Raw genomic sequence first — 23,977 nt, 5'->3', positions numbered from 1 at the left:
TAGGTTTCTCCCAGCACATGTGTCACAGTGCGAAGGCGCGGGCGTGGCCATGCCTGCTCTAGTTTCCGACGCTGGGCGACACCCTCCCCGTTCCCCGGCGCCGGTCCGTCCCGTGGTCGGCGGACGTGTCACCCACCGCGCGACACGTCCGCCGACCACGGGGTCACGGGCACGGGAGACCTGCGGATGAAGGCGAGTTGAGCCGACCATGACCGTTTCGTTCGGCCGAGTGCACCGGTTCACGCTTCGCGGCACACGACCGCGTCACCCGCAGCCCGCCAGTCCGTCGGCGCGGACCGCCTGATGGTCCGGCGGGTCAGCAGGGCGCAGGAGAGGACCCCGGACGCCCCCGCCGGCGCGCAGGCCGCCGCCTTCACGGTGACCGGGGTGAAGGGCGTCCACTTGGTGCACCGCGAGGAGGATCTCCCGGAGGCGCTCGCCGAGGCCGCCGAAGCGCTGCACGACGCTCCCGGGCAGGCCACCGTACTCGTCGGTGCCCTGCCGGCGGACGAGGAACTGGATGCCTTCGCCCGCGCTCTCGCCCCCCTGGTCGGCGGACTGCGGGCGAGGGGCGTACGGCTGGTGCGCCTGGTGATGTCCCAGGGCGCCCTCGATCGCCGGGCGGCGCCCTCGCCGGCCCGGCGGCTGTGCGAGGACTGGGGACTGGAAGTGATCGCGCCGAGCGGACCCGCGCTCATCGTGCCGGGGGGTTCGCTGTTCTCCCCCGACGGCAGCACGTCGCTCGGCGGTTGGTGGCTCTTCGTCCCCGGCGCGGTGCCCCGCCGGATCGGCGCGCGTCTTCCGCGGCCCGCCTGGGAGAGCCACCTCGCACGGGTGCCGGCCGTCGTGGCCGAGGACTACGTCGTGCAGCAGATGCCCGCGGGGCTGCTGGTCCGGCCGGTGTCGGCGCCGTCGGGCGGCCCCGAATCGCTCGGCTTCGCCGTTCCGGTCGATCCCGGCAGGCCCCTGCTGCTCGTGGGGGCGCCCGACGCGCCCGACGCGCCGGAAGTGAGCGCCGACGCCGTCGCCGACGTCCTTGCGGCGCTGCCGAGCCGCGTACGTGCGAGCGTGAGGCTCGTCCCGGCGAACGGGCGCGACCTGCTCGCCCTCGGCCAGGAGACCGCGGACACACTGGGGCTCGATGTCGACGTCACCAGCGGCCTGCCGGTGCTGCTGGCGGCGGACCCGCTGGACGGCACCGCGCGCACCGTGATCGTCGGCCCGGACGGCAGCCCGGCCTGGGAGCCCTACGTGGAGAGCGTCACCTGCTCTCCGGCCGGAGCCGATCGGACGCCGGAGCCGCGCATGGGCAACCTGCGCTCCCCCGCGGCCTGGCTGAAGGAGGGTTCCGAACCCGGCGTCTTCCTCCTCGACGACCGCTGGCAGACCACACTGACCTGGTCAGGCCTGTGGGTGGGGCGCCACGGCGACCGGCCGCCCCTGACCGCCGCCAGGCCGGCCGACGGCGACGTGGTGGCCATCGACCTCGGCGGACCGGGCCGGGCCATCGACGACTCGCTCTGGCCGTCGCTCGATCGACTGTTCGCGTCGCTGGAGGACGAGGTCCGGGAGCGGGCCATGATTCAGGTGCACGGCAACACCGGGGCGACCGGCCAGCGCACCCTGCGGCGCCTGGCGATACGGCACGGCATGGTTCTCGCGCCCAAAGGCTGGTCCAGCGCACGTGCGGACACCGCCCAGGTGCTGCGCGTCCCTCTCGCGGACCACCCCGGGCAGCCCGCCGCGCCGACCCCCGGCCCGCACGCCGGGCCGCCCCTGCCAGAGGCCCCGCCGATCGCACCGCCCGTCCAGTACGTCACCACGACTGGGGGAACGGGCCCGGCCGAGTACTCGCTGAGCCCCGACCCGCGAGCGGGCGCCCCCGAGCCGGACTCACCGCACCTCCCCGAGGCGCGGCACGCCACCACGGCCGCGACGCCCGCCTCCACGCCCCAGGCGCAGGCGTCCTCGCCGCTCCTCGACCCGCACACGAGCGGCACCGCCCGTCCGGGCACCGGCGACGCGGTGCCGACCCGGGCCACGGCCGGTGACGCCGCCCCCGTCCCGGCTGGCCCCTCCGCGCCGCACCCCTCCGGCGGCGACCCGCACTCCGCGGACGGGCCGGCTCGGGAAGAACACCCTTCCCTCCAGGCCCCCATACCGGCCGAGCCCTACGCCGCGCGGGCCACCGACGGTGACATGAGCGACAGGTGGGCCGGCCCAAAGTCCGCCAGCCCCAGCGTGCCGACCACGTCCACCACACAGACCGCGCGGGCCACCGACGCTGACGCGGACGACGTGCGGGTGAGCCCTGCACCGCAGACTCCCGGCCCCAACCCGGCCGATCCCCAGGAGGGCGCCATCCGGTCGGCGGAGCCCGTGGCCGCGTGGCCACCGCCCGACCCCCTCTTTCCGCCGTCCGCACCTCAGCCCACCGGGCCGCTGCCGGAGCCTGAACCTTTCACCCCCCTGTTCACCTCCTCCACCGGCTTCGAGCCGGGCGACAACTCCTGGTCCCCCGACGGCACGGCCCCGCAGACCGCGGCAGCCGACCCGGAGGAAGCGCCATCCGCGTCGCCCGAAAGCCCCTCCGAGGCACCTGGACAGGCCGTTCTGCGCGAGGTGACCTACGTGCCCGTACTGCCCAACCACCGCAGCAGCGCCGCCGAGCGGCAGGGTCTGCGCTCCCACGTGGGCGCGGACTGGGAGCGCCACACCAGCGCTGCCCAGCGGACCCTCACCACACTGCCGGGCCTGCGCCCGACGGGAGGGGAGGACGGTGACCCGATCGCCGATCTCGCGGCCCTGTACGCCTACCTCGGCGCCGGCGAGGGACGCCTGGGCGAACGGGAACTCGCGGCAGCTCTGGACCGCCGGGATCCCGACGCGGTGGCCTACCTGGCCTGCCTGGCCTCGGGACTGCGCAGGCTCCCCTCCTACCGGGGCGCGACCGTGCTGACCGCCGGCGTCTTCGACGACGGCACCGCGATGCTCCTGCCCGGTGAGGAGGTCGGCGCCACCGTCCCGGTGATCAGCCGCGCGGTGGGCGAACCCTGGTACCCCACGCTGGCGGACGACCACTACCTGATCTGGTCGTCGACCGGACGCAGGGTCGGGTCGCTCAGGGAAGCCGGTCCGGCCGCGTCGACCGACGTGGTCTTCGGGCCGGGCAGCCGGTTCAGGGTGCTGGAGGTGCGCGACCGCGGCGAAGTGAGCGTGGTGGTCCTGCGGGAGGTCCCCCCGGGCACCCCGCCGACCGCTCCCGGCATGCTCAACACGGCAGACGTCCCGGTCCTGGAGCGTCTGCGCGCCCTGGCCGACGAGCCCGCCGGGCGGGACGGCGACCCGGTCTGGGCCGCCGGACGACGTGGCGTCCTGGGGATCATGCCGGACGCCTCGCCCGCCGCCCCTGGCCGGTGACTCTTCCCGAAACCCCGTCCCCACCGCGCCGACGACGAGGTGCGGACGGTCTGCCCGAAAACACCTCCCTTCGAAGGAGCACGGATGTCATCGACGTACCCAGCGTCCTCTGGCGCCCCGCCGTCTGCGCCGACAGCTGACGCGCGCGGGATCCGGCGCGCCGTGGCACTGCCGTCCGCGGACGGCATCGCCGCACACCCGCCCCTCCCGGAGAGCGCACCGGCCCGGCCCGGGACCGTCTACGGCGGAGACCTGAGCGCCTCCCGATCCCTGCCCGCCCCGGTTCCCGCAGTATCCGGCCCCGCCGGCGCACGCGGGCCGCAGGCGGAAGGGTCCTCCACCGGCTCTGACCTGACTCCGCCCGCCCCCCGAGCCGCAGCCGCCGCACCCGGCAACGAGGAGTCGGAAGCCGAGGCTGAGCAGGGCCTGCGCGGCATGCTCAGCGCTCCCGGACGCGCCACCGGCCCTCGCGCGGGCCGGGCACCCGCCGGCCACCGGACCGGCAAGCCGTTCCTGATGGCCGCCGCCTTCGCCGGGGCCGTCCTGGCGTCGGTACCGCTGATCTCGCATCACGGCGGCCGGACCTCCTACGAAGGACTCGGGCGGCAGGTCCCCATCGCCTCCGAGACTCCGGGCGCGGCCGACGACGGGACGGCGACCGTCACCGACGGAACACCGAGCCTCGAGCCGCTGCGGGACCCCGCGCAGGGCACCGCCGGGCCGGTCCTTCCACAGGTGGCGCCCTCGCCGGCCGCGGAAGGGGACGACACCCACGGTGCCGTCCCCACGCCGGCGCCGGCGGCCGGGCCCAGGATCGTGCACAAAACCTCCGACGGCGCCGCACCCCGCCCTGCCCCGGCCGCCTCCGGCACGCACGGCAAGCATGCCGGGCTGCTGCGTCCGTCGGCCGGCAAGGCCGCGGCCCACGCGTCCGGGGCTTCCGGGGCCGGGCTCGGCCTCCTGACGGGCGCCGGGAATACGGCGTCGGCCACGCAGCGCACCGGGGAGCGGAAGCCCTCCGCGCATTCGGGCACGGCCGCGGTGTCGGCTGCGGGCAAGCCGACGACGACGGCGGCCAGGACGTCTGGCACCGCGACGACCAGGGCCACGCCCGCCAAGGCCGGGACCACCACGGCCGGCCCCGCCGCGACGCCGGTGCGGGCCACCGCCAGGGCCATGCCTGCGACCACCAAGCGGGAGTGGAGCACGCGCGTGGTGAGTGCCACCACCGTCCTCGGTCCAGGGGAGAGCGTGGCGTCAGACCGTATGAAGGTCACCATGCGGACGGACGGCAACCTCGTCATCACCGACGAGAACGGGACGGTCCGGTGGTCCTCGCACACCGGAGGCACCGGGTACAAGGCCGTCTTCCAGGACGACGGTCACTTGGTCGTCTACACGCAGGCGAACGGTACGGCGTGGTCGTCCGGCACCGCCGGCAACCCCGGGGCGCAACTGGTGATACAGGCCGACGGCAACGTCGTCATCCAGTCCGCCGGCCACGCCGTCCTGTGGTCGGCCGGTACGCAGCACTGACCGCGGGACGGAGGGACGCTGCGCACGCGGCGGACCGCCCCCGTCCGCGGCCCGGGCGTCCAGGTGGCCCTCTGGACGCCTGAGACGCGAACGCCCAGCCGGCTCCGCCCGGCCGGGCGTTCGCGTCACCATCCTTCTCCCGGCACGATGTGTGCAAGAAGTGCGCCACAAACTTTCCACATGTGACGGTCATGCTCGTCGCGTGGCACCGAGCAGTCGGGCAGACCCGGCCGGCCGCAAGACCGGGGCCAGGCGTCGGCCCACGTTCGTGACCCGGCGCCCACACACCCGGTCCGCACGCACATACAGTCCGCCAGGGAGAAGCGATGGCCTCAGAGACGCACCACACCGCCCCCACGCAGTTCGCAGAGGCGGACGGCGTCCGCTACGCCTACCGCCGGCTCGGCCCCGAGGGCGGGGTACCACTGGTGATGCTGCAGCACTTCACCGGCAACCTCGACAACTGGGACCCCGCCCTCGTCGACGCGCTGGCCGCTGAGCGCGAGGTCATCCTGGTCGACTACGCCGGTGTATCCTCCTCCACCGGCACGCCGGCGACCACCGTCGCGCAGATGGCCCAGCAGATCATCAGCTTCACCACGGCGCTGGACCTGGAGCAGATCGACCTCCTCGGCTTCTCCATCGGCGGTTTTGTCGCGCAGGACATGGCTCTGGTCCGGCCGCGGCTGATCCGCCGCCTGATCCTGGTCGGCACCGGTCCCAAGGGTGCCCCGGGCATGCACGGCTGGCGCAAGGACATCGAGACGCACGCCCGTGCCGCGGTGCCCACCGGCGAGGACCTGCTCTACATCTTCTTCGCCCACACCGAAACCAGCCAGGCCAAGGGCGTGGAGTTCCTGGGCCGCTTCCTGGCCCGCACCGAGGGCCGGGACGTACCCAGCAGCCTGGCCTCCCGCGACGCCCAGTACGACGCCGTGCTGGAGTGGGGCATCCCGGACCACGGCGCGCTGCAGCGGCTGACCGGCATCCAGTGCCCGACGCTGATCCTGCAGGGCGACAACGACCTGATGATCCCGACACGGGGCAGCCACCTGATGGCGGGCCTCATCCCGGACGCGCAGATCCGCATCTACCCGGATGCCGCCCACGCGTCGCTGTTCCAGTACCCGACCGAAGCAGCCAAGGACGTCAACGAGTTCCTCAGCTGACACCCACCGCACCGCCACCAGGAGACGCACCGTGTCCGACCTTCTCAACACCATCTTCGACGCCTACGGCGGCCGCGCCCGCTGGGAAGAGGCCGACCGGATCAGCGCCCGCCAGTTCTTCGGCGGCGCCCTGTGGGGCATGAAGGGGCATCCCGGGGCCCTCAACGACGTGGACGTGACCGTCGGCCTGCGCCGGCAGTACGTACGGCAGGAACCCTTCTTCGAGGACGGCCACCGCGTGACCTTCACGGGGGACCGGGTCGCGGTGGAGGACACCGAGGGCAACCTCGTGGACGAACTCCTCGACCCGCGTGCCTCCTTCGCCGGCCACGATCTGATGACCCCGTGGAGCAGGCTGCAGCTGGCCTACTTCTCGGGCAGCGCCATGTGGACCTACCTGGCCGAGCCGCTTTCGCTGACCTTCCCCGGGGTACGCACCGAGGAGATCGGCACGTGGACGGAGGACGGTGAGAAGTTCCGCCGCCTGCACGTGGTCTTCCCCGACAGCATCGCCACCCTCAGCTCCGAGCAGACCCTGTACGTGGACGGCTCCGGGCTGATCCGCCGGCGCGACTACAGCGTCGCGATCGCCGGCGACACCCCCGCCGCCCACTACATCTCCGGGCACCAGGAGGTGTCCGGCCTGGTCATTCCCACCACCCGGATGATCTACAGCCGCGACGAGAACGGCCACAAGGTGCCCGAGCCGCTGGTCGTCTCGGTGCACCTGGAGAACGTCACCGTCTCTTGAACATCCCGGCACCCTGTCGTGCGACGGGCGGCCCCGCCGTTCCCGTCCGGCCGCTACGCGCGGCGGGGTCGGTTGTCCCCGGCGGGCGGCCGCGCGACACGAACACGGATCGCGGCGCTTCACGGTGCCGTCGGGCCACCCCGACCGCGGGTGGCCCGAACGAGAAAGGCAGACAGCAATGAGTAGCATCTCAGCGGCGTCCTCCGGGTCGTTCACCATCGGCGGTGACCTGAAGGTCAACCGACTCGGTTACGGCACGATGCAGCTGACGGGGCCGGGAGTGTGGGGTCCCTTCCCCGACCAGGACAGGGGTGTGCGCGTTCTGCGCCGCGCCGTGGAGCTCGGCGTGACGCTCTTCGACACCGCCGACTCCTATGGACCCGGGACGGCGGAGGAGCTACTGCACAAGGCGCTGCACCCGTACCCGGAGGACCTGGTGATCGCCACCAAGGCCGGACTGACCCGCCCGGGCCCCGGACAGTGGCGGTCGAACGGCCGTCCCACGTATCTACGGGCGCAGGCGGAGTCCAGCCTTCGCCGGCTGGGGCTGGAACGCATCCCGCTCTTCCAGCTGCACCGCATCGACACCTCTGTTCCGTTCGAGGACCAGATCGGCGCCCTCAAGGAGCTGCGCGACGAGGGCAAGATCGCTCACGTCGGGCTCTCCGAGGTCGGTGTCGACGAGCTGGAGCGGGCTCGCCGCATCGTGCCCGTCGCCTCCGTGCAGAACCTCTACAACGTCGCCCAGCGCGACTCGGAGGACGTGCTGCGGTACGCCGAGGCGAACCACATCGCCTTCCTGCCCTGGTTCCCGCTGGCCACCGGGCAGCTTGCCAGGCCGGGCGGTCCCCTCGACCGCGTCGCGGCCCACCTGGGCGCCTCGCCGTCCCAGGCCGCGCTGGCCTGGCTGCTGCGCCGCTCACCGGTCGTGCTGCCCATCCCGGGCACGTCGTCGGTCGAGCACCTCGAGGACAACGTGGCGGCGGCCTCGCTGGAGCTGTCGCCGGCCGACTTCGAGGCTCTGAGCGATCCGTTCTCCCGGGGCTGAGACCACCCCGGCACGAGCCCGAGGCCCCACGGAGACCCCGAAGGGCGCGGGCATCGGTGCGTGCGGCGGGTCTTTCGGTGGCGGGGCTCGCCGACGGCGACGCCCCGGGATGCGGGAGCGGCCGGGGACGGCTCAGCCGCACGAGCGTGATCCGGTCGCGTCGCACCATCGGCGCGGCCGATCCGTCGCGGCGGCGCTGCCGCTGACCTCGCCGACCGCCCGGGAGGGTCGCTTCGAACGTCTCCGCCCGCACGTGGACCCACTCGACCGGACAGGTGCCCTACTGGTACGGCTTCCCCGCCGGGGACGGGCCGGCTTCGCCCGGGGCATGGGGTCCCACCGAAGTCGTCGACCACCACCGACCGCCGCTGTCCCAGCCGGCCGGGGCCGCGCCGGACGGCGTCGGTCGCGTCTGTTCGGGACACGGGATGGCACCGCTGCCGGGAAGATCGCCCGCACGCTGCGGCGGATCCCGGGAATTACGGCAGGGCGGAATCGCTTTGACTGAATCAAGGCGACCGGCCATATTCATTGCGTGGCTACGCCAGTTAACGGCGCAGTCGACCTCGAGGGGCCAGGAAGTACCCAGGCGACCGCGCCCCCGCCGAACGTTTTCGCACTCGACCCACAGGAGCAGAGCATGTCCGAGCAGACCGCCCCCCGCCCGACCGTCGCCGTCACCTACCACTCCGGCTACGGGCACACGGCCGTGCTCGCCGAGGCTGTGCGGCGCGGGGCCTCCGACGCCGGAGCCGACGTGATCTTCGTGGACGTGACCACCATCACCGACGAGCAGTGGCACCGGCTGGACGCTGCGGACGCGATCATCTTTGGATCGCCCACCTACATGGGCGGCGCCTCGGCCGGCTTCCACACCTTCGCCGAGGCCACCAGCGGCCGCTGGGCGGAGGGACGCTGGGCGGACAAGCTTGCGGCGGGATTCACCAACTCGGCCTCCAAGAGCGGCGACAAGAACAACACCCTGGCCTTCTTCGCGGCATTCGCCGCCCAGCACCGGATGCTGTGGGTCAGCCTGGGCCTGGCTCCGGGGTGGAACTCCAGCTCCGCCTCCGAGCACGACCTGAACCGCCTCGGCTACTGGGGCGGAGCCGGCGCACAGACCCCGCTGGACGGCGGAGTCGACACCGTCCACAAGGCGGACATCGCAACGGCCGAGCACCTGGGCGCGCGCGTCGCCCGGCAGGCCGCCCTGATCAGCGCCGGACGCCGCGCCCTCGCCGGCACGGTCTGAGCGTCGACGCGACCTTCCGGGGCGGTACGCCGCCCCCCGACCCGCCCGGACGACCGGCACGAGGAGACGCCGTGAAGCTCTCTGCAGTCACGCCACATCAGACCACTCCCCCACCCCGACGCCCGGCGCCCGCCCGGCCGTCCGGCTCCGGGCGGCCCCTGGCCACCTTCGGCGTGGTGACCGCCTCGATCGCCGTCGCCTTCGGAGCCGGCGCCGGGAGCCCCCTCTTCGTGCTGTACCAGCGCGAATGGGGCTTCCCCGCCTGGCAGCTCACCACGGCGTTCACCGTGTACGCGGTGACGCTGCTGGCCACCCTGCTCGTGGCCGGTTCCGTCTCGGACCACATCGGCCGCCGACCGGTCCTGGTGGGGGCCATGCTCCTGCTGCTGGTCACGAGCGCGCTCTTCCTGGCCGCCGACAACATCGGCTGGATCATCGCCGCGCGGGCCGTGCAGGGCATGGCCACCGGAGCGGCAACCAGCACGTTCACCGCGGCGATCATCGAACTCGCCAGCCCCAGGCGCCGGCCCGTCATGACCGTGCTGACCAGCGCCGCCCCGGTGGGCGGACTGGCTCTCGGGGCCCTCTTCGCCGGCGTTGCCGTCCAGACCAGTGATCACCCGACGGCGGTCGTGTTCATCGGCCTGGCGGTGGTCCTGGTCTATGGCATCGCCTCCGTGCTGGCCGCCCCCGAGACCGCCGACCGCCACCCCGGTGTCCTGGCGTCGCTGCGGCCCAGGCTCAGCGTCCTCCGGGCGGCCCGGGGATGGTTCTGGTCCCTGGTGCCCCTGGTCGCAGCCGGCTGGATGTTCTCCGGCCTCTTCCTCGGCCTGGCGCCGTCCTTCGACAGTTCGGTCTTCGGCATCCACAGCGCGGCCGTGAACGGCGCGATCGTCGCCATCCAGCCCATGGCAGCGGCCGTGGCGGGCATCGCCTTCGGCCGGCTGGCCGCCGAGCGGGCCACCCGCGTCGGCGCGCTTCTCATCTTCGTGGGCGCCGCCCTCGCAGTCGTCGGCGTCGCGGCTGGCAGCCTGCCGCTGGTCATCGTCGGCGCGCTCCTCGGCGGATCCGGGCAGGGCGCGGCCTTCGGCTCCTCCCTGCGCATCCTGGGTCCGCTCGCGGACAACGCCAGCCGAGGGGGCCTCTTCGCCGCGGTCTACCTCGTCGCCTACACCGCGTACGGGGCGCCGGTCCTGCTGGCCGGTATCGCCAGTGACTTCGTCCCGCTGACCGCCACCGTCATCGTCTACGGCTCAGTGGTGGCCCTGCTCGCCGCGGCTGCGGCCCTCTCACTGGCCCTGCGGGCGCGCCGCACCAACCAGCCTCGGCTCGCCGAAGGAACGTGAACGCCCCGGGTGGGTGGAAAGTTCCGGCTGGTCGAGCGCGCCGAGGACGTCCTGCGCCGCGTCTCGGGGCAGCCGGGGCCGGCTCAGCCGAGCAGAGCCAAGGCTCCGTACCACAGCGGTGCGGGGTTGAGGCGACCGGAGTGGCGCTGGATCATCGCGTCGAAGAACTCGTGGGGGGTGGGCTCGCCGGTGAGGAGGTCCTCGACATCGTGGAGGTAGGCGCGGGTCTGGGCGATCGTGTCGGGTGTGTCGGGTCGGGTGCGGTCCTGGTGACCGGCGACGACCGAGTCGGGCTCCAGGTCCTCGACGATGTCCAGGGCGCGCAGCCAGGCGGTGAAGCCGCCGAGGACGCCTTCGCACAGGTACAGGTGGACGTTGTTGTAGACGACGTCTCCGGCCACGACCAGGCCGATGGAGGGGACGTGCAGCACGCTGGAGTCGTCGGTGTCGGTGTGCCCGGTCTCCACCGCGCGCAGTTCGTGCCCCTCCAGAAGCAGGCCCGTCTCGGGAACGGGGGCCGCCAGCACGGGGGTGTCGCCGACCATGCCTGGGAAGACGCGGTCCCACATCTCTGCCCGCTCGTAGGTGGCCTGCCGGTGCATCATCTCGATGGCGCCGGGCAGTGCCCAGGCGCGGGCCGTGGGGAAGCGGCGGATCAGCTCGGCGGTGCCGAACCAGTGGTCGCCGTGACCGTGGGTGGCGTAGATATGCGTGAGTCGTTTGCCGGAGCGCTCGACCCAGTCGGCGACGGTGCGGGTCTGCTCCCTGGTGAGTGGTGGGTCGACCAGGGCGGCCTCACGCTCGCCCAGGATCAGGGTCGTGGTCAGCGGGGACGACACCAGCCGGTTGCCGTCGGGCATGCGCTGGTCACCGGCGTGCGGGACGCCGTCCTGGGCGAGCGTGGAGAAGTGCAGCGAGGCCATGGCCGTGCTTTCTCCTCTGCGGGGCGGGCAGAGGCGTCAGGCGACGGTGAGGACCGTCTTGCCGCGGCCCGGCTTGGCGCTCTGTGCGGCGCCGACCTGCTCCAGCGGGTAGGTGGCCCCGACGGTGGGGACCAGCCGCCCGGTCGCGGCGAGTTCGGCCAGGGCGGTCATGCCGATCCGGTCGGCCTCGACGAACAGGCCCGCGGCGCGGACGCCTCGGCGGGCCGCCTCCGGCAGTGCGTCGGCGAGGGTATGCGGCAGGGTCGTGACGAGGACGCCGCCGGGCTTGAGGCAGTTGAGGGCGCGCACGAGGTAGTCGCCTCCGACGGCCTCTAGCACCACGTCCAGGTCACGGACGGTCTGCGTGAAGTCGGTGGTGGTGTAGTCGATCACCTCGTCGGCGCCCAGCGAGCGTACGAAGTCGGCGTTGCGGGTGGAGGCCACGGCGACCACGTGCGCGCCCTGCGCCTTGGCGATCTGGACGGCCAGGTGGCCGACGCCGCCGGCCGCGCCGTTGATCAGGACGCGGCTGTCCTTGCCGGTACGGGCAGTCTCCACCAGGGCCTGCCAGGCGGTCAGCCCGGCGAGTGGCAGGGCCGCGGCCTGCACGTGGCCGAGATTCTCCGGCTTAGGCACGAAGGCGCGGGTCGGCGCGAGGACGTACTGGGCGAAGGCGCCGTGGCCGTGTGGGAAGGGCAGCATCCCGAACACCTCGTCGCCCGCCTCGTACAGGGTGACGCCGGCACCGACGGCCTCGACGGTTCCGGAGACGTCCCAGCCGAGCACGAACGGTGGTTCGCCGACGAGCACGCCGGCCTCGCGGTTGTAGGTGTCGACCGGGTTCACACCCGCCGCGTGCACCCGGATCAGGATCTCGCCGAGGCCGGGCTTCGGAACAGGGGCGGTGACGGGCTTCAGGACCTCGGGGCCGCCGAGCTCGTCCTGGCTGATGGTGAGCATCGTGTCGTTCATGCCTCCCACCGTCTGTCCTTGGACGATCACGGGCAATGGCCGATACGCCAATACTCGATAGAATTCTGCCATGAACCATTCCGGGTGCGCTCCGCACCGCGTGGCCGTCCTCGCCCTGGACGGGGTCTATCCCTTCGAACTGGGCATCCCGGCCCGCATCCTGGGCGCCGCCGAAGGCCACTACGACGTCCGCCTCTGTTCCGCGGACGGCGGCCAGGTCGCGACCAACGCCGGGTTCTCCGTCATGCCCGAGCACGGGCCGGACATCCTGGAACAGGCCGACACTGTCGTCGTCACCCCGATCGAGCCCACGCGTCTGACCCGCGACCTGCCCGCACCCGTCGCGGCCGCACTCTCCCGGATCCGCCCCGGCACCCGGATCGCCTCCGTCTGCACCGGCGGGTTCATCCTCGCCGCCGCCGGCCTGCTCGACGGACGCCCCGCCACCACCCACTGGGAATGCGCCGCCTACTTCCGCCGCTGGTACCCACACATCCGTCTCGACGAGGGCGTCCTGTTCGTCGACGACGGCGCCATCCTCACCTCCGCCGGCGCCGCCTCCGGCATCGACCTGTGCCTGCACCTCATCCGCACCGACCACGGCAGCGAACTCGCCAACCGCGCGGCCCGCCGCTGCGTCGTCCCACCCTTCCGCGACGGCGGCCAGGCCCAGTACATCGCCCGACCCGTCCCCGACGACCCTGCCTCCTCCACCGCCGCCACCCGGCAGTGGGCCCTGGAACACCTCGCCGAGCCGCTCACCGTCCCTCGACTGGCCGAACACGCCCACATGAGCCTGCGCACCTTCGCCCGCCGCTTCCGCGAGGAGACCGGCTTGCCACCCCGTCAATGGATCATCAAGCAGCGCCTCGACCGCGCCCGCCACCTGCTGGAATCCAGCAACCTCACCATCGACCAGATCGCCACCGACGTCGGCTTTGCCACCGCCACCTCACTGCGCCAGCACATGAACGCGGAACTCGGCGTCTCTCCGCTCGCCTACCGCCGCACCTTCCAGGCTGCCGCCGCGACCGTCCGGTCGGACCGTGCCGAGGCACCCGCGTAGCACTCCGGCCCCGATTGGCAGACTTCTGGCGCTAGTTGGCCGTCGCTCCCTTGCCCGGCGTTGGGTCAGGCCGGACCGTGGATGCATGAACAATACGACGCTGACGCACCGTTGCGGTGAGTTCCAGGCGACCGGCACGACGCGGCAGGCGGTGAAGTGATGGCTCTCGGCTACGACGTCCTGGTGACCCTCCCCCCGCCGGCGGTACTGCCCGACGGCACCTCGGTACGGCCGGTCCCGGCCTGGTCTCCGATCGCCTCCACCCTCATCTACGGCGAGCGCGACGCCATCCTGGTTGACGCTCCGCACACCGAGGACAAGGCCCGCGAGGTCGCCGACTGGGTGGCCGCATCCGGCAAAAACCTGCTCGCCATGTATGCCACGCACGGCCACGGCGACCACTGGTTCGGCTTCGCGGAGGTGGCCAAGCGATTCCCCGACGCGCAGATCCTGGGCACCAAGGGGACCGTGGCACTCGCCCAGTACCAGACGACCAGCTTCATGGACTACTGGAACAGCCAGTTCCCCGGCCAGATCGTCAAGGACGTCATCGTGCCGACGCCGGTCGACGGCCACACCTTCGACCTCGAAAGCCACGAAGTCCGCTTCGTGGAGGCAGGCGACAGCGACACCCAGGACACCACCTTCGTCCACGTTCCCGACCTCAGTCTCGCAGTCGCGGGCGACATCGTCTACAACGGCGTGCACCTCTTCCTGGCCGGGGGTGACGCCCAGCGCCGCCGCGACTGGGTCTCAGCCATCGACAAGATCGGGGCCTTGCGCCCGAAGGCCGTTGTCGCCGGGCACAAAGCCCCCGGCAGCGATGACGACCCCCGCCACCTCGACGAGACCCGCCAGTACCTCAAGGACGTCGAAGAACTCAGCACGGTGGCACGGGACGCCAAGGAGTTCGCCGACCTGATGACGGCGCGGCACCTCGCCCGGATCAACCCCACGATCCTCTTCCAGTCCGCCGAGCACCTCTACCCCGGCACCACCGTCTCCTGACACAGCACCCGGTCCCCGTCCGGGATCAGGGCTTCCCTGCCGCCCGTTCCCCGGCTCCCGCATGCGGTCGCAGGCGGGGGCCGGGCCGGCGCCGCCCAGGCCGACGGCGCCAGACTGCACGCCACGGCCACCTCGGACCAGTCCTTCTCCGTGACCGAGGACGTCGCCGTCGCGCCGGGCGCGCTGCGCTCCTGACGGGCCGTCGGCGCCTGGGCCGTTCTCCTTCCACCCGCACGCGCACCCCGTCGGGCACAGGTCCAGGTGCACATGTGTGATGGATCCGGGGCAACATGTGCAGCGGGAACGCACGGCGAGTGCGTTCCGGCGGACCCTCATGTGCAGTCGGCTCGTGGCCACATGTGTTCCTTGGATACCCTCAGAGGTGCACCACCCGAACTGCCGCGCGCATCTCGGCCGCTCAGGGCGGCCCGGCGGCGATACGGGAGTCCGGGCCCGCATCACCGCAGAGGTCCGGTTGCCGGCCGGCAGCCGGAGCCGGAACGACCTGCGGCTGCATACTGAGGAGGATCGGCCGTGGCACGCACGACACTGACCGTGAGCCAGGATGGCGCCGGTGACCACCCGACCATCGCGGCCGCCCTGTCACGGGCCCGCGCGGGCACGGTCATCCGGCTCCGACCCGGCGTGTACGCCGAGAGTCTCACCATCCGCGCGCAGGTCACGATCGTGGCCGACGGTCCCAGGGGGTCGGTGGAACTGGCACCCCGCAACGGTACGGCGGTGACCCTTGCCGCGGACGCCGTCCTCCTGACCGACCTGGTGCTGCGCGGCAACGAGGACGACCTCCCGGTGGTCGACGCGGTCCGCGGGCAGGTGGCTCTGGACGGCTGCGAGGTGCTCGGATCCGGCTGGACGGCACTGCTCAGCCGGAGCACGGGGTCCCTGGCGATGCGCAACTGCCGGGTCACCAACCCGGACGGCGCGGGCGTGGTGGAAACCTCGGCGGTGGGCAGCGTCCTGGAGGACTGCACCCTGGAGCACATGGGCACCTCCGCCATCGTGATCAGCGAGGACGGGCGCATCGTCGTACGGGGTTGCACCCTGCGCGACGCCCGCGGCAACGGAGTCCTGGCCAACGGCCGCTCCGAAGGCCGGCTGGAAGGCTGCGACATATCCTCCACCGACCGGCCCGCCATCGCCCTGGAGGGCACGACCGGTATCGGCGTGACCCGCACGACCGTGCATGACTGCGCGCTCGGCGTCTACCTGGCGAGCACCGCACGGACCGTGCTGACCGGCGTACGGGTGCACGACACGACGGGACACGGTTTCGCCGTGGCCAACCGCTCGGACCCGCAGCTGTCACACTGCTCGACCAGCCACACGGGCGGCAGCGGGCTGTTCCTGACCGAACGTGCCCGGGGTCGGTACACCGACTGCGTCTTCGCCGAAGCCGCGCAGGCGGCCGTGCACGTCGAGCAGTCCAGCGCGCCCCACCTGCTGAACACCGAGGTCGAGGGCGGCGGCGAGTGCGGTTTCCTGCTGACCGACGAAGCCGAGGGGGAGATCGAGGGCGCGCACGTCTCGGGCACGTACGGTCCGGGTGTCGTCCTGCGGTCCGGGGCGCGCCCGCTGCTGCGACGGGTACGGGTAACGGCCGTCCGCGACGCCGGCATCGTCGTCGGTGACCGCGCCAAGGGCCGCTTCGAGAACTGCGAGGTCCAGGACAGCACGGGACCGTCCGTGCGGGTCGAGCAGGGCGGGCACCCGCAGTTCGGCGGCTCTTCCTTCAGAACGGCCGGAAAGGCGGGGGTGTCCGTCGCGCAGGGCGGCAATGCCTCCCTGCGCGACTGCGACGTGACCGGCAGTGCCGGTTCGGGAATCGCGGTGGACAAAGGCGGCGACGTCTCCCTGACGCGCGTACGGGCCAGCGGCGCCCGCGCGCACGGTGTCCTGGTGTCAGCCGGCGGCAAGGGCTCCCTCACCGACTGCGTGCTCACCGGCAACACCGGTGACGGCATCCGCCTGGACGGCACCGCGCCCATCACGGTCGCGGGCTGCACGGTGCACTCCAACCAGGGTGCCGGACTGCGGCACACCAGGCCCGGCCCGGCCCTGACGGTGGAGCGCCTGGACAGTTCGGACAACGGCCTGCCGGACGACTGGCAGACGGCGGAACCGGCCACGGGCGGCGGAGAGACGGCGGGTACCGGTCCGGCCGCGGCACCGCAGAACGGGCCCCCGGTGGAGGGCCCGTTCGCCGACCTGAACGCCCTGGTCGGTCTGTCGGGGGTCAAACAGCAGGTGAACATGCTGGTCAGCCTCGGCCGACTGACCCAGCGGCGCGCCCAACTGGGCATTCCCGCACCGCCGATGAGCCGGCACCTGGTCTTCGCGGGCCCGCCCGGCACCGGCAAGACCACGGTGGCCCGGCTGTACGGTTCGATCCTCGCCCGCCTCGACATGCTGCCGTCCGGGCACCTCGTCGAGGTGTCCCGGTCGGACCTCGTCGCCCAGGTCATCGGCGGCACCGCCATTAAGACCACCGAGGCCTTCCGCAAGGCGCTGGGGGGCGTGCTCTTCATTGACGAGGCGTACACCCTGCTGTCGGACAGCAAGGGCTCGGGGGTCGACTTCGGACAGGAGGCCATCGACACCCTGGTCAAGCTGATCGAGGATCACCGAGACGAGGCGGTGGTCATCGTCGCCGGCTACTCCAAGGAGATGGAGGACTTCCTTTCCGCCAACCCCGGTCTGGCGTCCCGGTTCACCCGCACCATCGAGTTCGACAACTACTCCGTGGACGAACTCGTCACCATCACCGAGAACATGTGCACGAGCCACAGCTACCGGCTCGACCCGGAGACCCGGCAGGCGCTGCATCTGCACTTCTCCGGCATGCGCCGTGACGCGACCTTCGGCAACGGCCGGGCCGCACGCAAGGTGTTCGAGGAGATGGTGGACCGTCAGTCGCTCCGGCTGGCGTCCCTGCCGGACGCCGGCGAGTCGGACCTGACCCTGATGCTGCCCGAGGACGTGGGGGACGAGGAGGCGGCGCAGATCCGCTCCGGCACCAGCCGGCCCGGTGAGAGCGACGTCCTCGCGGTGATCCGCGCCATGACCGGTCTGGAGGCCGTCAAGCGCGAGGTGGGCGGCATCGTCGACCTGCTGTCCGCCTACCGGCAGCGGGCCGCGGTCGGGCTGCCCACCCCCCGGATCAGCCACCACCTGATCTTCTCCGGGCCGCCTGGCACCGGTAAGACGACGGTCGCGCGCCTCTACGCCGACCTGCTGCGCTCCTTCGGTGTCCTGCCGCGCGGCCAGCTCGTCGAGGTGGCGCGAGCCGACCTCGTGGGCCGCTACATCGGCCACACCGCCCAGCTGACCACCGAGGCGTTTCAACGAGCCGTCGGCGGTGTGCTGTTCATCGACGAGGCTTACACTCTGACACCGGAGAACTCGCCGCAGGACTTCGGCCGGGAGGCGGTGGACACGCTGCTGAAGCTGATGGAGGACCACCGCGACGAAGTGGTCGTCATCGTCGCCGGCTACCCCGACGAGATGGGCCGCTTCCTCGAGTCCAACCCCGGGCTGGCCTCCCGCTTCACCCGCAGGGTCGAGTTCGAGAACTACTCCACGGACGAACTGCTCGCCATAGTCCAGGAGCAGGCCGGCACGGCCGGGTACGAGTGCGCCCAGGAGACGCTGGAGGCTCTGCGCGTCCATCTGGACGCCCTGCCCCGCTCGCGGTCCTTCGGCAACGCCCGTCTGGCCCGGCAGTTGGTCGAACAGATGATGACTCGCCAGGCGGGGCGGCTGGGCGGTGTGGTGAACCCGGATGTGATCGCGCTCACCAGGCTGCTGCCGGAGGACCTACCCTTCTTCGCTGCGACGGCCGCCGAGACGCCGGCCTGAGAGGGCGGTTCGCAGAGTGCGCCCGGGACACCCGTGGATGGGCAAGGTCCACCCGTCCCGCCCGCCGCAGACGACGTGGTCCGTGACCGCCGCTGATGCTGCGGCACACGTGACGGTAACGATCCGCCCTCCGAGTGGGTCGTCAGCCCGTCGGCACCCGCCGACGAGATGACCGATGGTCGGCGATGCCTGCCCGGCATCAGGTGATGACGGATCCGTCTTGGACAGCAGGCGACGCCTGCTGTTCCAATGGGCCGCACCGGCCGCACAAGGAACCCTCCCCCGGCCCGGCCACTTGCCGGGCCCGGCGTCGGACGGCTCACGCACGGCGTACCCCCGACGCCGACGGCTCCCGCACCTCCCCCCGGGGTGCCCGAGCGCGTGAGCCGTCCCCGCCGCCGCACGGCGTCCGCTCCGGCGCCAGGGCCCCTCCGACCGGCAGCCGCATACGCACAGTCGCCGTCCACGGCCCCGGAGGAGAAGTTCCCGGTGTCCGCAGACTCGGTGCCGGCAGGGTGTGCCCGTTTCCCGCATCACCACCGGCAGTCCCAGCACCCGCCATCAGAGGCAGCACGAGCGCCCGTCGGGGTGCCGGCCAGCGGCACCCCGGGCCGGTCCGGTCGGCGTCCCGGGCCGGTCCGGTCGGCGTCCCGGGTGCCCGGAACACCGCTCACGCGGCCGTCATGATGCGCGCGTCGTCCCTGCCGGGTTGGGTCACCTCCAGGTGCTCCGTGGCCCGACGGACGTTCGCACGCGGAACTCCTGCGGGCCGCTGCCGCACCGCGCGGTCGAGTTCAGCGGCGTAGGCGATGACCAAGCGATGTGCTCCGTACCGGTCACGCCGTACGGAGGTCAGAAGCCGGGTGCGTACGAGTTCCCCCAGGGCCACGGTCGCCGCCTGGAGCGACAGACCCGCCGCGGCCGCCAGCTCCCCGGTGCCGAACTCGGCCGTCCGGTGCGAGGGCAGCAGACGGAAGATCCGCGCCGCGTCGGGACCCAGCGTGCGGTAGGACCAGGAGAAGACGGCACGCAGGTCGTTGCCGCGGTCGTCGTCGCTGAACCCGTCGAGTCCTTCACCGGCCGCGGCCAGTTCGACAGCCATCCGGCTCAGCGGCTGGTCCGGACGGCCCAGCACGCGGGCGGCCACGATGCTCAGGGCGAGGGGCAGGCGGCCGCACAGTTCGACGATCTCCTTGACCGCACCGGCGTCCGCGTCGGGGCGGCCGACGCCGACCCGTTGCAGGAAGCACCTGATCGCCTCCGTGCCGGAGGGCACGTCCAGACCGGTCAGCCGGGCCCCGAGGGCTGCGGCGAGTCCGCTCAGCCGCCGGCGGCTGGTGATCACCACCATGCACTGCGAGGCACCCGGCAGCAGCGGGCGCACCTGCTCCACGTCGAGAACGTTGTCCAGCACGACCAGAACCCTGCGGGTGGCCAGCACACTGCGGAACAGAGCCGCCCGGGAGTCCGTCGTCTCGGGGATGCGCCCCCGCGGCAGACCCAGTGCCTCCAGGAACCCGTACAGCACCGCGCCCGGGTCCGACGGGCCCTTGCCGGACGTGAAGCCACCGAGGTCGGCGAACAACTGGCCGTCCGGGAAACGCGGCGCCACCCGGTGGGCCAGGCGCACCGCCAGAGCGGTCTTGCCGACCCCGGGCATGCCGTCGATCGCCAGCACGGGCAGGGCTCCGCCCGTCTCCCCGGCGAGATCCAGTGCCTGCTTCATGGCGTGTTCCCGCCCGGTGAAGCAGGGCAGGTCCGCCGGCAGTTGAGCAGGCACCGGGTGCACCAGTGGCGGGGTCCGGGGCTCCTCTTCCATGGCGGGCCCCGGTCGTACGTCGATACCCGCACCCGTTCCCACCGCGGCGTTCCAGCGCACCGTAGTGTCCGAATCCGTCGCGGTGGCCTGCGAAGGACGGGGGCCTTCCGCCTGGCCGCGCAGGACGTACTTGTGCGCGGCACGCAGCTCCACCCCCGGCTCCACACCGAGTTCGTCCCTCAGCACGGTGCTCACACGCCGGTACATCAGCAACGCCTCGGCCTGTTTGCCGTCCGAGGCGAGCAGGAGCATCAGCCGCGCCTGCAGCCGCTCGTCCAGGGGGTGACGCTGCGCCGCCTGGCGCACGGCCGGCAGGACGGAAGCAGGAGCAGCGCTGCGCAGCGCGGCGTCCGCCGCCTCCGTCACCGCCGCGACGATCTCGAACTCCAGGGTGGCGAACAGCGGGTGATCGCCCACGGCGGCCTCCAGATCGGCCGCACACCGTCCCTGCCACTGCTCCAGCGCCGCGCAGAACCAGCTCACCGCCTCTTGCGTGCTTCCCGCGGTGACCGCGGCCCGAGCCCGTCGCAGCGAGGCGCGGAACGCCAGCAGGTCGAGTTGGTCCGGGCCTACCCGCATCAGGTAGCCGCCGCCCTGCCGTACGAGCCACCTTCCGGGCGCCCTAGCCGGCAGCCCCGGTTCGAGCAGGCGCCGCAGCACACCCACGTACCGGTGCACCGCGTTGGCCGCGCTGCGGGGCGGGTCTTCCTCCCAGAGGAGGGCCACCAGTTCCGTCAGTGAGACGGGACGTCCCGCCCGGGCCAGCAGCGCCGCCAGGACGAGTCGCTGCTGGCGGGGACCGAGTGGCAACTCCGCGCCCGCCCGCCATGCGCGTACCGGACCGAGGACGCGGAAGCGGACGTCGTCACCGCGCGGGTCGCTCCCCGCGGTGGGGTGTGCTGTGATCATGGCGGTCTCCACTCGTTCCTGCGCGGGCCTCGGCATCCCGCTGGGTGCCGGCCCGCCATCGGACCCGGCCGTGGCGACAGTGCGGCACGGACGCTCGTCACGGTGCGGGCACTCCCGGGCCGGACCGGCGGACCTCGGCGCGCCGCGGCCCGTATCCGGGCAACCAGGAGCGCCCGCACGACGGGACCCGGGCAGATGCGCCATCCGGCCGGTCCCGCGGGACAAACCTAGGGTCCGCCACGACATCGGGCATCGGTCGGATGACTCACCCCCGCTCGGAGAGCCTCGTACGTCGGCCGGGACCGGGCGGGCGCGGCGAGCAGCCGGGGCGGGCACGGTGCCCGACGGGCTCCCCCGGCGAAAGAGGCCTGGTGCGGGCCGGTCCGGCGGCCGGTCAGGACAGCTGACGCCGGAACACAAGTCAATCGACGGATGCCAGGCGTCCGGGACAAGGCGATCCTACGGAGTGGGGGTAACCGGGCCCGTGCACGGCGTGGCTCCGGGTCACCGCCGTCCACAACCGGTTCACCTCTGAGGAGGACGCACAGTCATGATCGATTCCCAGGACGTCGTTGAGGACGTCGACCTGCTGGTGGTGGGCGGCGGTAAGGCGGGAAAGACCCTTGCCATGGATCTCGCGCGAGCCGGTCGCAGAGTCGTCATGGTCGAGCGCGGCATGATCGGGGGCACCTGTATCAATGTGGCGTGCATCCCCACCAAGTCCCTGGTGACGAGCTCCCGGCTCGCCCGCCGGGCCGCCGCCGCCCAGTCGCTGGGACTGAGCCTCGGCAAGCTCGAGGTCGACCTGCACATGCTGCGCTCCCACAAGGAGGGCGTGGTCGCGGACATGGTGGACCTCAACCATCGCCAGTTCCTGGACAGCGGGATGGACCTCGTCCTCGGTACGGCGCGCTTCGTGGCGGAGCGGACGGTCGAGATCGACCTGAACGACGGCGGACGCCGGGTGGTGCGCGGCACGGACGTCGTGATCAACACCGGCACGGTTCCGCACATGCCTTCGGTGCCGGGGCTGGCCGATGTGGAACCGCTGACCAGCGAAACGATCATGAATCTGGAGCGCATCCCGGAGCGCCTCGTGGTGATCGGCGGGGGCTACGTCGGCCTGGAGTTCGCGCAGATGTTCGCGGCTTTCGGAAGCCGGGTCACGGTGCTCGACCGCAATCGGCGTCTGCTGCCGCGGGAGGACGGCGACATCTCCGGGGTGCTCGCCGAGTGCCTGCGTGAGGACGGGGTCGAGGTGCTCGCGGGTGTCACCGTCAAGGAGGCCGCCCGCGACGAGGATGCCGTGCGCCTTGTACTCGAGGACGGCCGGATTCTCGTCGCCGACGACGTGCTCGCGGCCACGGGGCGCGACCCGGTGACCCGCGATCTGGGTCTGGGCGCGGCGGGGGTGCGGATCGACGAGCGCGGCTTCGTGCGCGTGGACGACACCCTTGCCACCGACGCCCCGCACACCTGGGCGGTGGGGGACGTGGCGGGCAGTCCGCAGTTCACGCATGTCTCGCTGGACGACTACCGCATCGTGAAGGAGAACATCACGGGCGGTACGCGCAGCACCACCGGGCGCCTGGTCCCGTGGAACCTCTTCACCGACCCGGAACTGGCCCGGGTGGGACTGACCGAGGAGCAGGCTCGCGCCACGGGCCGCGACATCCGGGTCGCCAGGCTGCCCGTCAAGGCCATTCCGCGGGCCCGCACCATGCGCGAGACCCGTGGCCTGTGGAAGGCGATCGTGGACCGGAACACCGAGGAGATTCTGGGCGTGGCCCTGCTCGGCCCCGACTCCTCCGAAGTCCTCACCGTGGTGCAGACGGCCATGTGGGCCGGCCTGCCCTTCACCCGGCTCCGGGACGGAATCATCGCGCATCCGACCATGGCCGAGGGACTGAACGCACTGTTCACCAGCTGGGTGGACTGAGGTGCGTGTGGGGGGCGGACATCGGCCGTCCCCCACACGTCGGCGCCGCGCAAAAAGGGATCAAAAGCCCGGCCAGCGTGCAGCCAGGCGCCCGGAAACAAGCTGTCCCCTGAGTTCAGCGACCGAGCTACTCTTCGGTCGATGAACTCAGGAGACTGCGAAACCGCAGGTCAGAGCTTGCACGCTCACAGGACAGCGACTCAAGCGACCCAAGCCCGGGCATAGCGTCGCGCAGGGACCACAGATTCTGCCGTGATCTCACACGACGATCCCTTCGGTCCCTGCACCGGCACACGGGGTCAGCCGCACCCCGTCGCCACGAGCCGTGCTCGCTCGCTCCGGTCGACGCGTCCGTGACGTTCCAGGCCATCAGCGCCGGCCGGCCGTGCTCGCTGCCCATCCTGGACAGCGCTCCGGTGTCCAGGATGAACAGGCCCCCCTGCGGCGGGCGGCAGACCCAGGTACCGGGCGGTCAGGACCCGCAGCAGATGGCCGTGGGCGACCAGCACCACATCGGCGGAGTCCGCGGCACGCAGCGACTCCGCGACCCGGACGAGCACACGGTCGGCGCGTGCCGCCACCGTGCCGGGGCTCTCCCCAGGCCGGCCGTGGGGTGTCGCGGGCGTGCCCTCGGTCCACAGGTTCCGGTCCGGCCGCGCGCGGTGGATTTCCGCGGTGGTGACGCCCTCGTAGCCTCCGTAGTTCCATTCGCGGAGGTCCGCGTCCTCGGTCCAGTCCGCCAGCCCTGCCAGGGCCGCCGTGCGAAGCGCCCGTTGCGAGGGGCTGACCAGCACCTTGCTGATCCGGCGCCCTGCCAGCAGCGGCGCGAGGGCTCGGGCCTGCCGCTCCCGTGCTCTGTGAGGGGCGCGTCGGTGAAGCTGGTGTGCCGGCGCGAGAGCGTCCACCCGGTCTCCCCGTGCCGTACCAGCAGCAGCTCGCCCAC

The 23,977-nt window shown here is 72.4% G+C and carries 14 protein-coding genes and 1 pseudogene; 11 read left to right on the top strand and 4 right to left on the bottom strand.

The window, feature by feature from the left end:
- Positions 1 to 303: 303 nt before the first annotated feature.
- The 7 genes from OG199_RS44600 to OG199_RS44570 all read left to right on the top strand — a co-directional run bounded on the left by OG199_RS44600 (position 304) and on the right by OG199_RS44570 (position 10,522).
- Positions 304 to 3,420, top strand: coding sequence for a hypothetical protein (locus OG199_RS44600; RefSeq protein WP_331728134.1), 3,117 nt, complete (start codon positions 304 to 306; stop codon positions 3,418 to 3,420).
- Positions 3,421 to 3,582: 162 nt separating this feature from the next.
- Positions 3,583 to 4,956, top strand: coding sequence for a hypothetical protein (locus OG199_RS44595; protein WP_331728131.1), 1,374 nt, complete (start codon positions 3,583 to 3,585; stop codon positions 4,954 to 4,956).
- A gap of 326 nt (positions 4,957 to 5,282) precedes the next feature.
- Positions 5,283 to 6,125 carry an alpha/beta hydrolase gene (locus OG199_RS44590; RefSeq protein WP_331728128.1) on the top strand — a complete coding sequence of 281 codons (843 nt, stop codon included), beginning with the start codon at positions 5,283 to 5,285 and terminating at the stop codon, positions 6,123 to 6,125.
- A gap of 31 nt (positions 6,126 to 6,156) precedes the next feature.
- A complete protein-coding gene (locus OG199_RS44585) occupies positions 6,157 to 6,876 on the top strand; it encodes a hypothetical protein (RefSeq protein WP_331728125.1) in 720 nt (239 codons plus the stop codon).
- A gap of 178 nt (positions 6,877 to 7,054) precedes the next feature.
- Positions 7,055 to 7,924 (top strand): aldo/keto reductase, encoded by an 870-nt coding sequence (locus tag OG199_RS44580; RefSeq protein WP_331728122.1) that lies wholly within the window; start codon positions 7,055 to 7,057, stop codon positions 7,922 to 7,924.
- A 640-nt stretch (positions 7,925 to 8,564) separates the two neighbouring features.
- Positions 8,565 to 9,176, top strand: coding sequence for a flavodoxin family protein (locus OG199_RS44575; protein ID WP_331728119.1), 612 nt, complete (start codon positions 8,565 to 8,567; stop codon positions 9,174 to 9,176).
- Positions 9,177 to 9,247: 71 nt separating this feature from the next.
- Positions 9,248 to 10,522, top strand: coding sequence for an MFS transporter (locus OG199_RS44570; protein WP_331728117.1), 1,275 nt, complete (start codon positions 9,248 to 9,250; stop codon positions 10,520 to 10,522).
- Between the two features lie 83 nt (positions 10,523 to 10,605).
- Here the strand turns inward: OG199_RS44570 and OG199_RS44565 are convergent, their stop codons facing one another.
- Complete coding sequence (locus tag OG199_RS44565; RefSeq protein ID WP_331728115.1) at positions 10,606 to 11,445, bottom strand: MBL fold metallo-hydrolase; 840 nt, start codon at positions 11,443 to 11,445, stop codon at positions 10,606 to 10,608.
- Between the two features lie 36 nt (positions 11,446 to 11,481).
- On the bottom strand, positions 11,482 to 12,417 hold the full coding sequence (locus tag OG199_RS44560) for an NADP-dependent oxidoreductase (RefSeq protein WP_331728113.1): 936 nt from the start codon (positions 12,415 to 12,417) through the stop codon (positions 11,482 to 11,484).
- 70 nt (positions 12,418 to 12,487) lie between these two features.
- On the opposite strand from OG199_RS44560, the gene OG199_RS44555 reads away from it, so the two are divergent.
- From OG199_RS44555 to OG199_RS44545, 3 genes are all read left to right on the top strand, one after another.
- Positions 12,488 to 13,483, top strand: a complete 996-nt coding sequence (locus OG199_RS44555; RefSeq protein ID WP_331728111.1) for a helix-turn-helix domain-containing protein — start codon at positions 12,488 to 12,490, stop codon at positions 13,481 to 13,483.
- Positions 13,484 to 13,642: 159 nt separating this feature from the next.
- On the top strand, positions 13,643 to 14,491 hold the full coding sequence (locus tag OG199_RS44550) for an MBL fold metallo-hydrolase (protein WP_331728109.1): 849 nt from the start codon (positions 13,643 to 13,645) through the stop codon (positions 14,489 to 14,491).
- Positions 14,492 to 15,025: 534 nt separating this feature from the next.
- Positions 15,026 to 18,367: a right-handed parallel beta-helix repeat-containing protein gene (locus OG199_RS44545; RefSeq protein WP_331728106.1), complete on the top strand. Its 3,342-nt coding sequence runs from the start codon at positions 15,026 to 15,028 to the stop codon at positions 18,365 to 18,367.
- 670 nt (positions 18,368 to 19,037) lie between these two features.
- On the opposite strand, the gene OG199_RS44540 is transcribed toward OG199_RS44545, so the two are convergent.
- Positions 19,038 to 21,095, bottom strand: coding sequence for a BTAD domain-containing putative transcriptional regulator (locus OG199_RS44540; protein WP_331728103.1), 2,058 nt, complete (start codon positions 21,093 to 21,095; stop codon positions 19,038 to 19,040).
- 550 nt (positions 21,096 to 21,645) lie between these two features.
- Between OG199_RS44540 and OG199_RS44535 the strand changes: the two genes are divergently transcribed.
- Positions 21,646 to 23,034, top strand: coding sequence for an FAD-dependent oxidoreductase (locus tag OG199_RS44535; RefSeq protein ID WP_331728100.1), 1,389 nt, complete (start codon positions 21,646 to 21,648; stop codon positions 23,032 to 23,034).
- 355 nt (positions 23,035 to 23,389) lie between these two features.
- Here the strand turns inward: OG199_RS44535 and OG199_RS44530 are convergent.
- Positions 23,390 to 23,977, bottom strand: a pseudogene (locus tag OG199_RS44530) (histidine phosphatase family protein); the annotation flags it as partial.

The organism is Streptomyces sp. NBC_01176 (assembly GCF_045039825.1).
GTDB lineage: Bacteria > Actinomycetota > Actinomycetes > Streptomycetales > Streptomycetaceae > Streptomyces.
The sequence above is the reverse complement of the archived record's forward strand: the minus strand, read 5'-3'. Positions and strand labels throughout refer to the sequence as shown.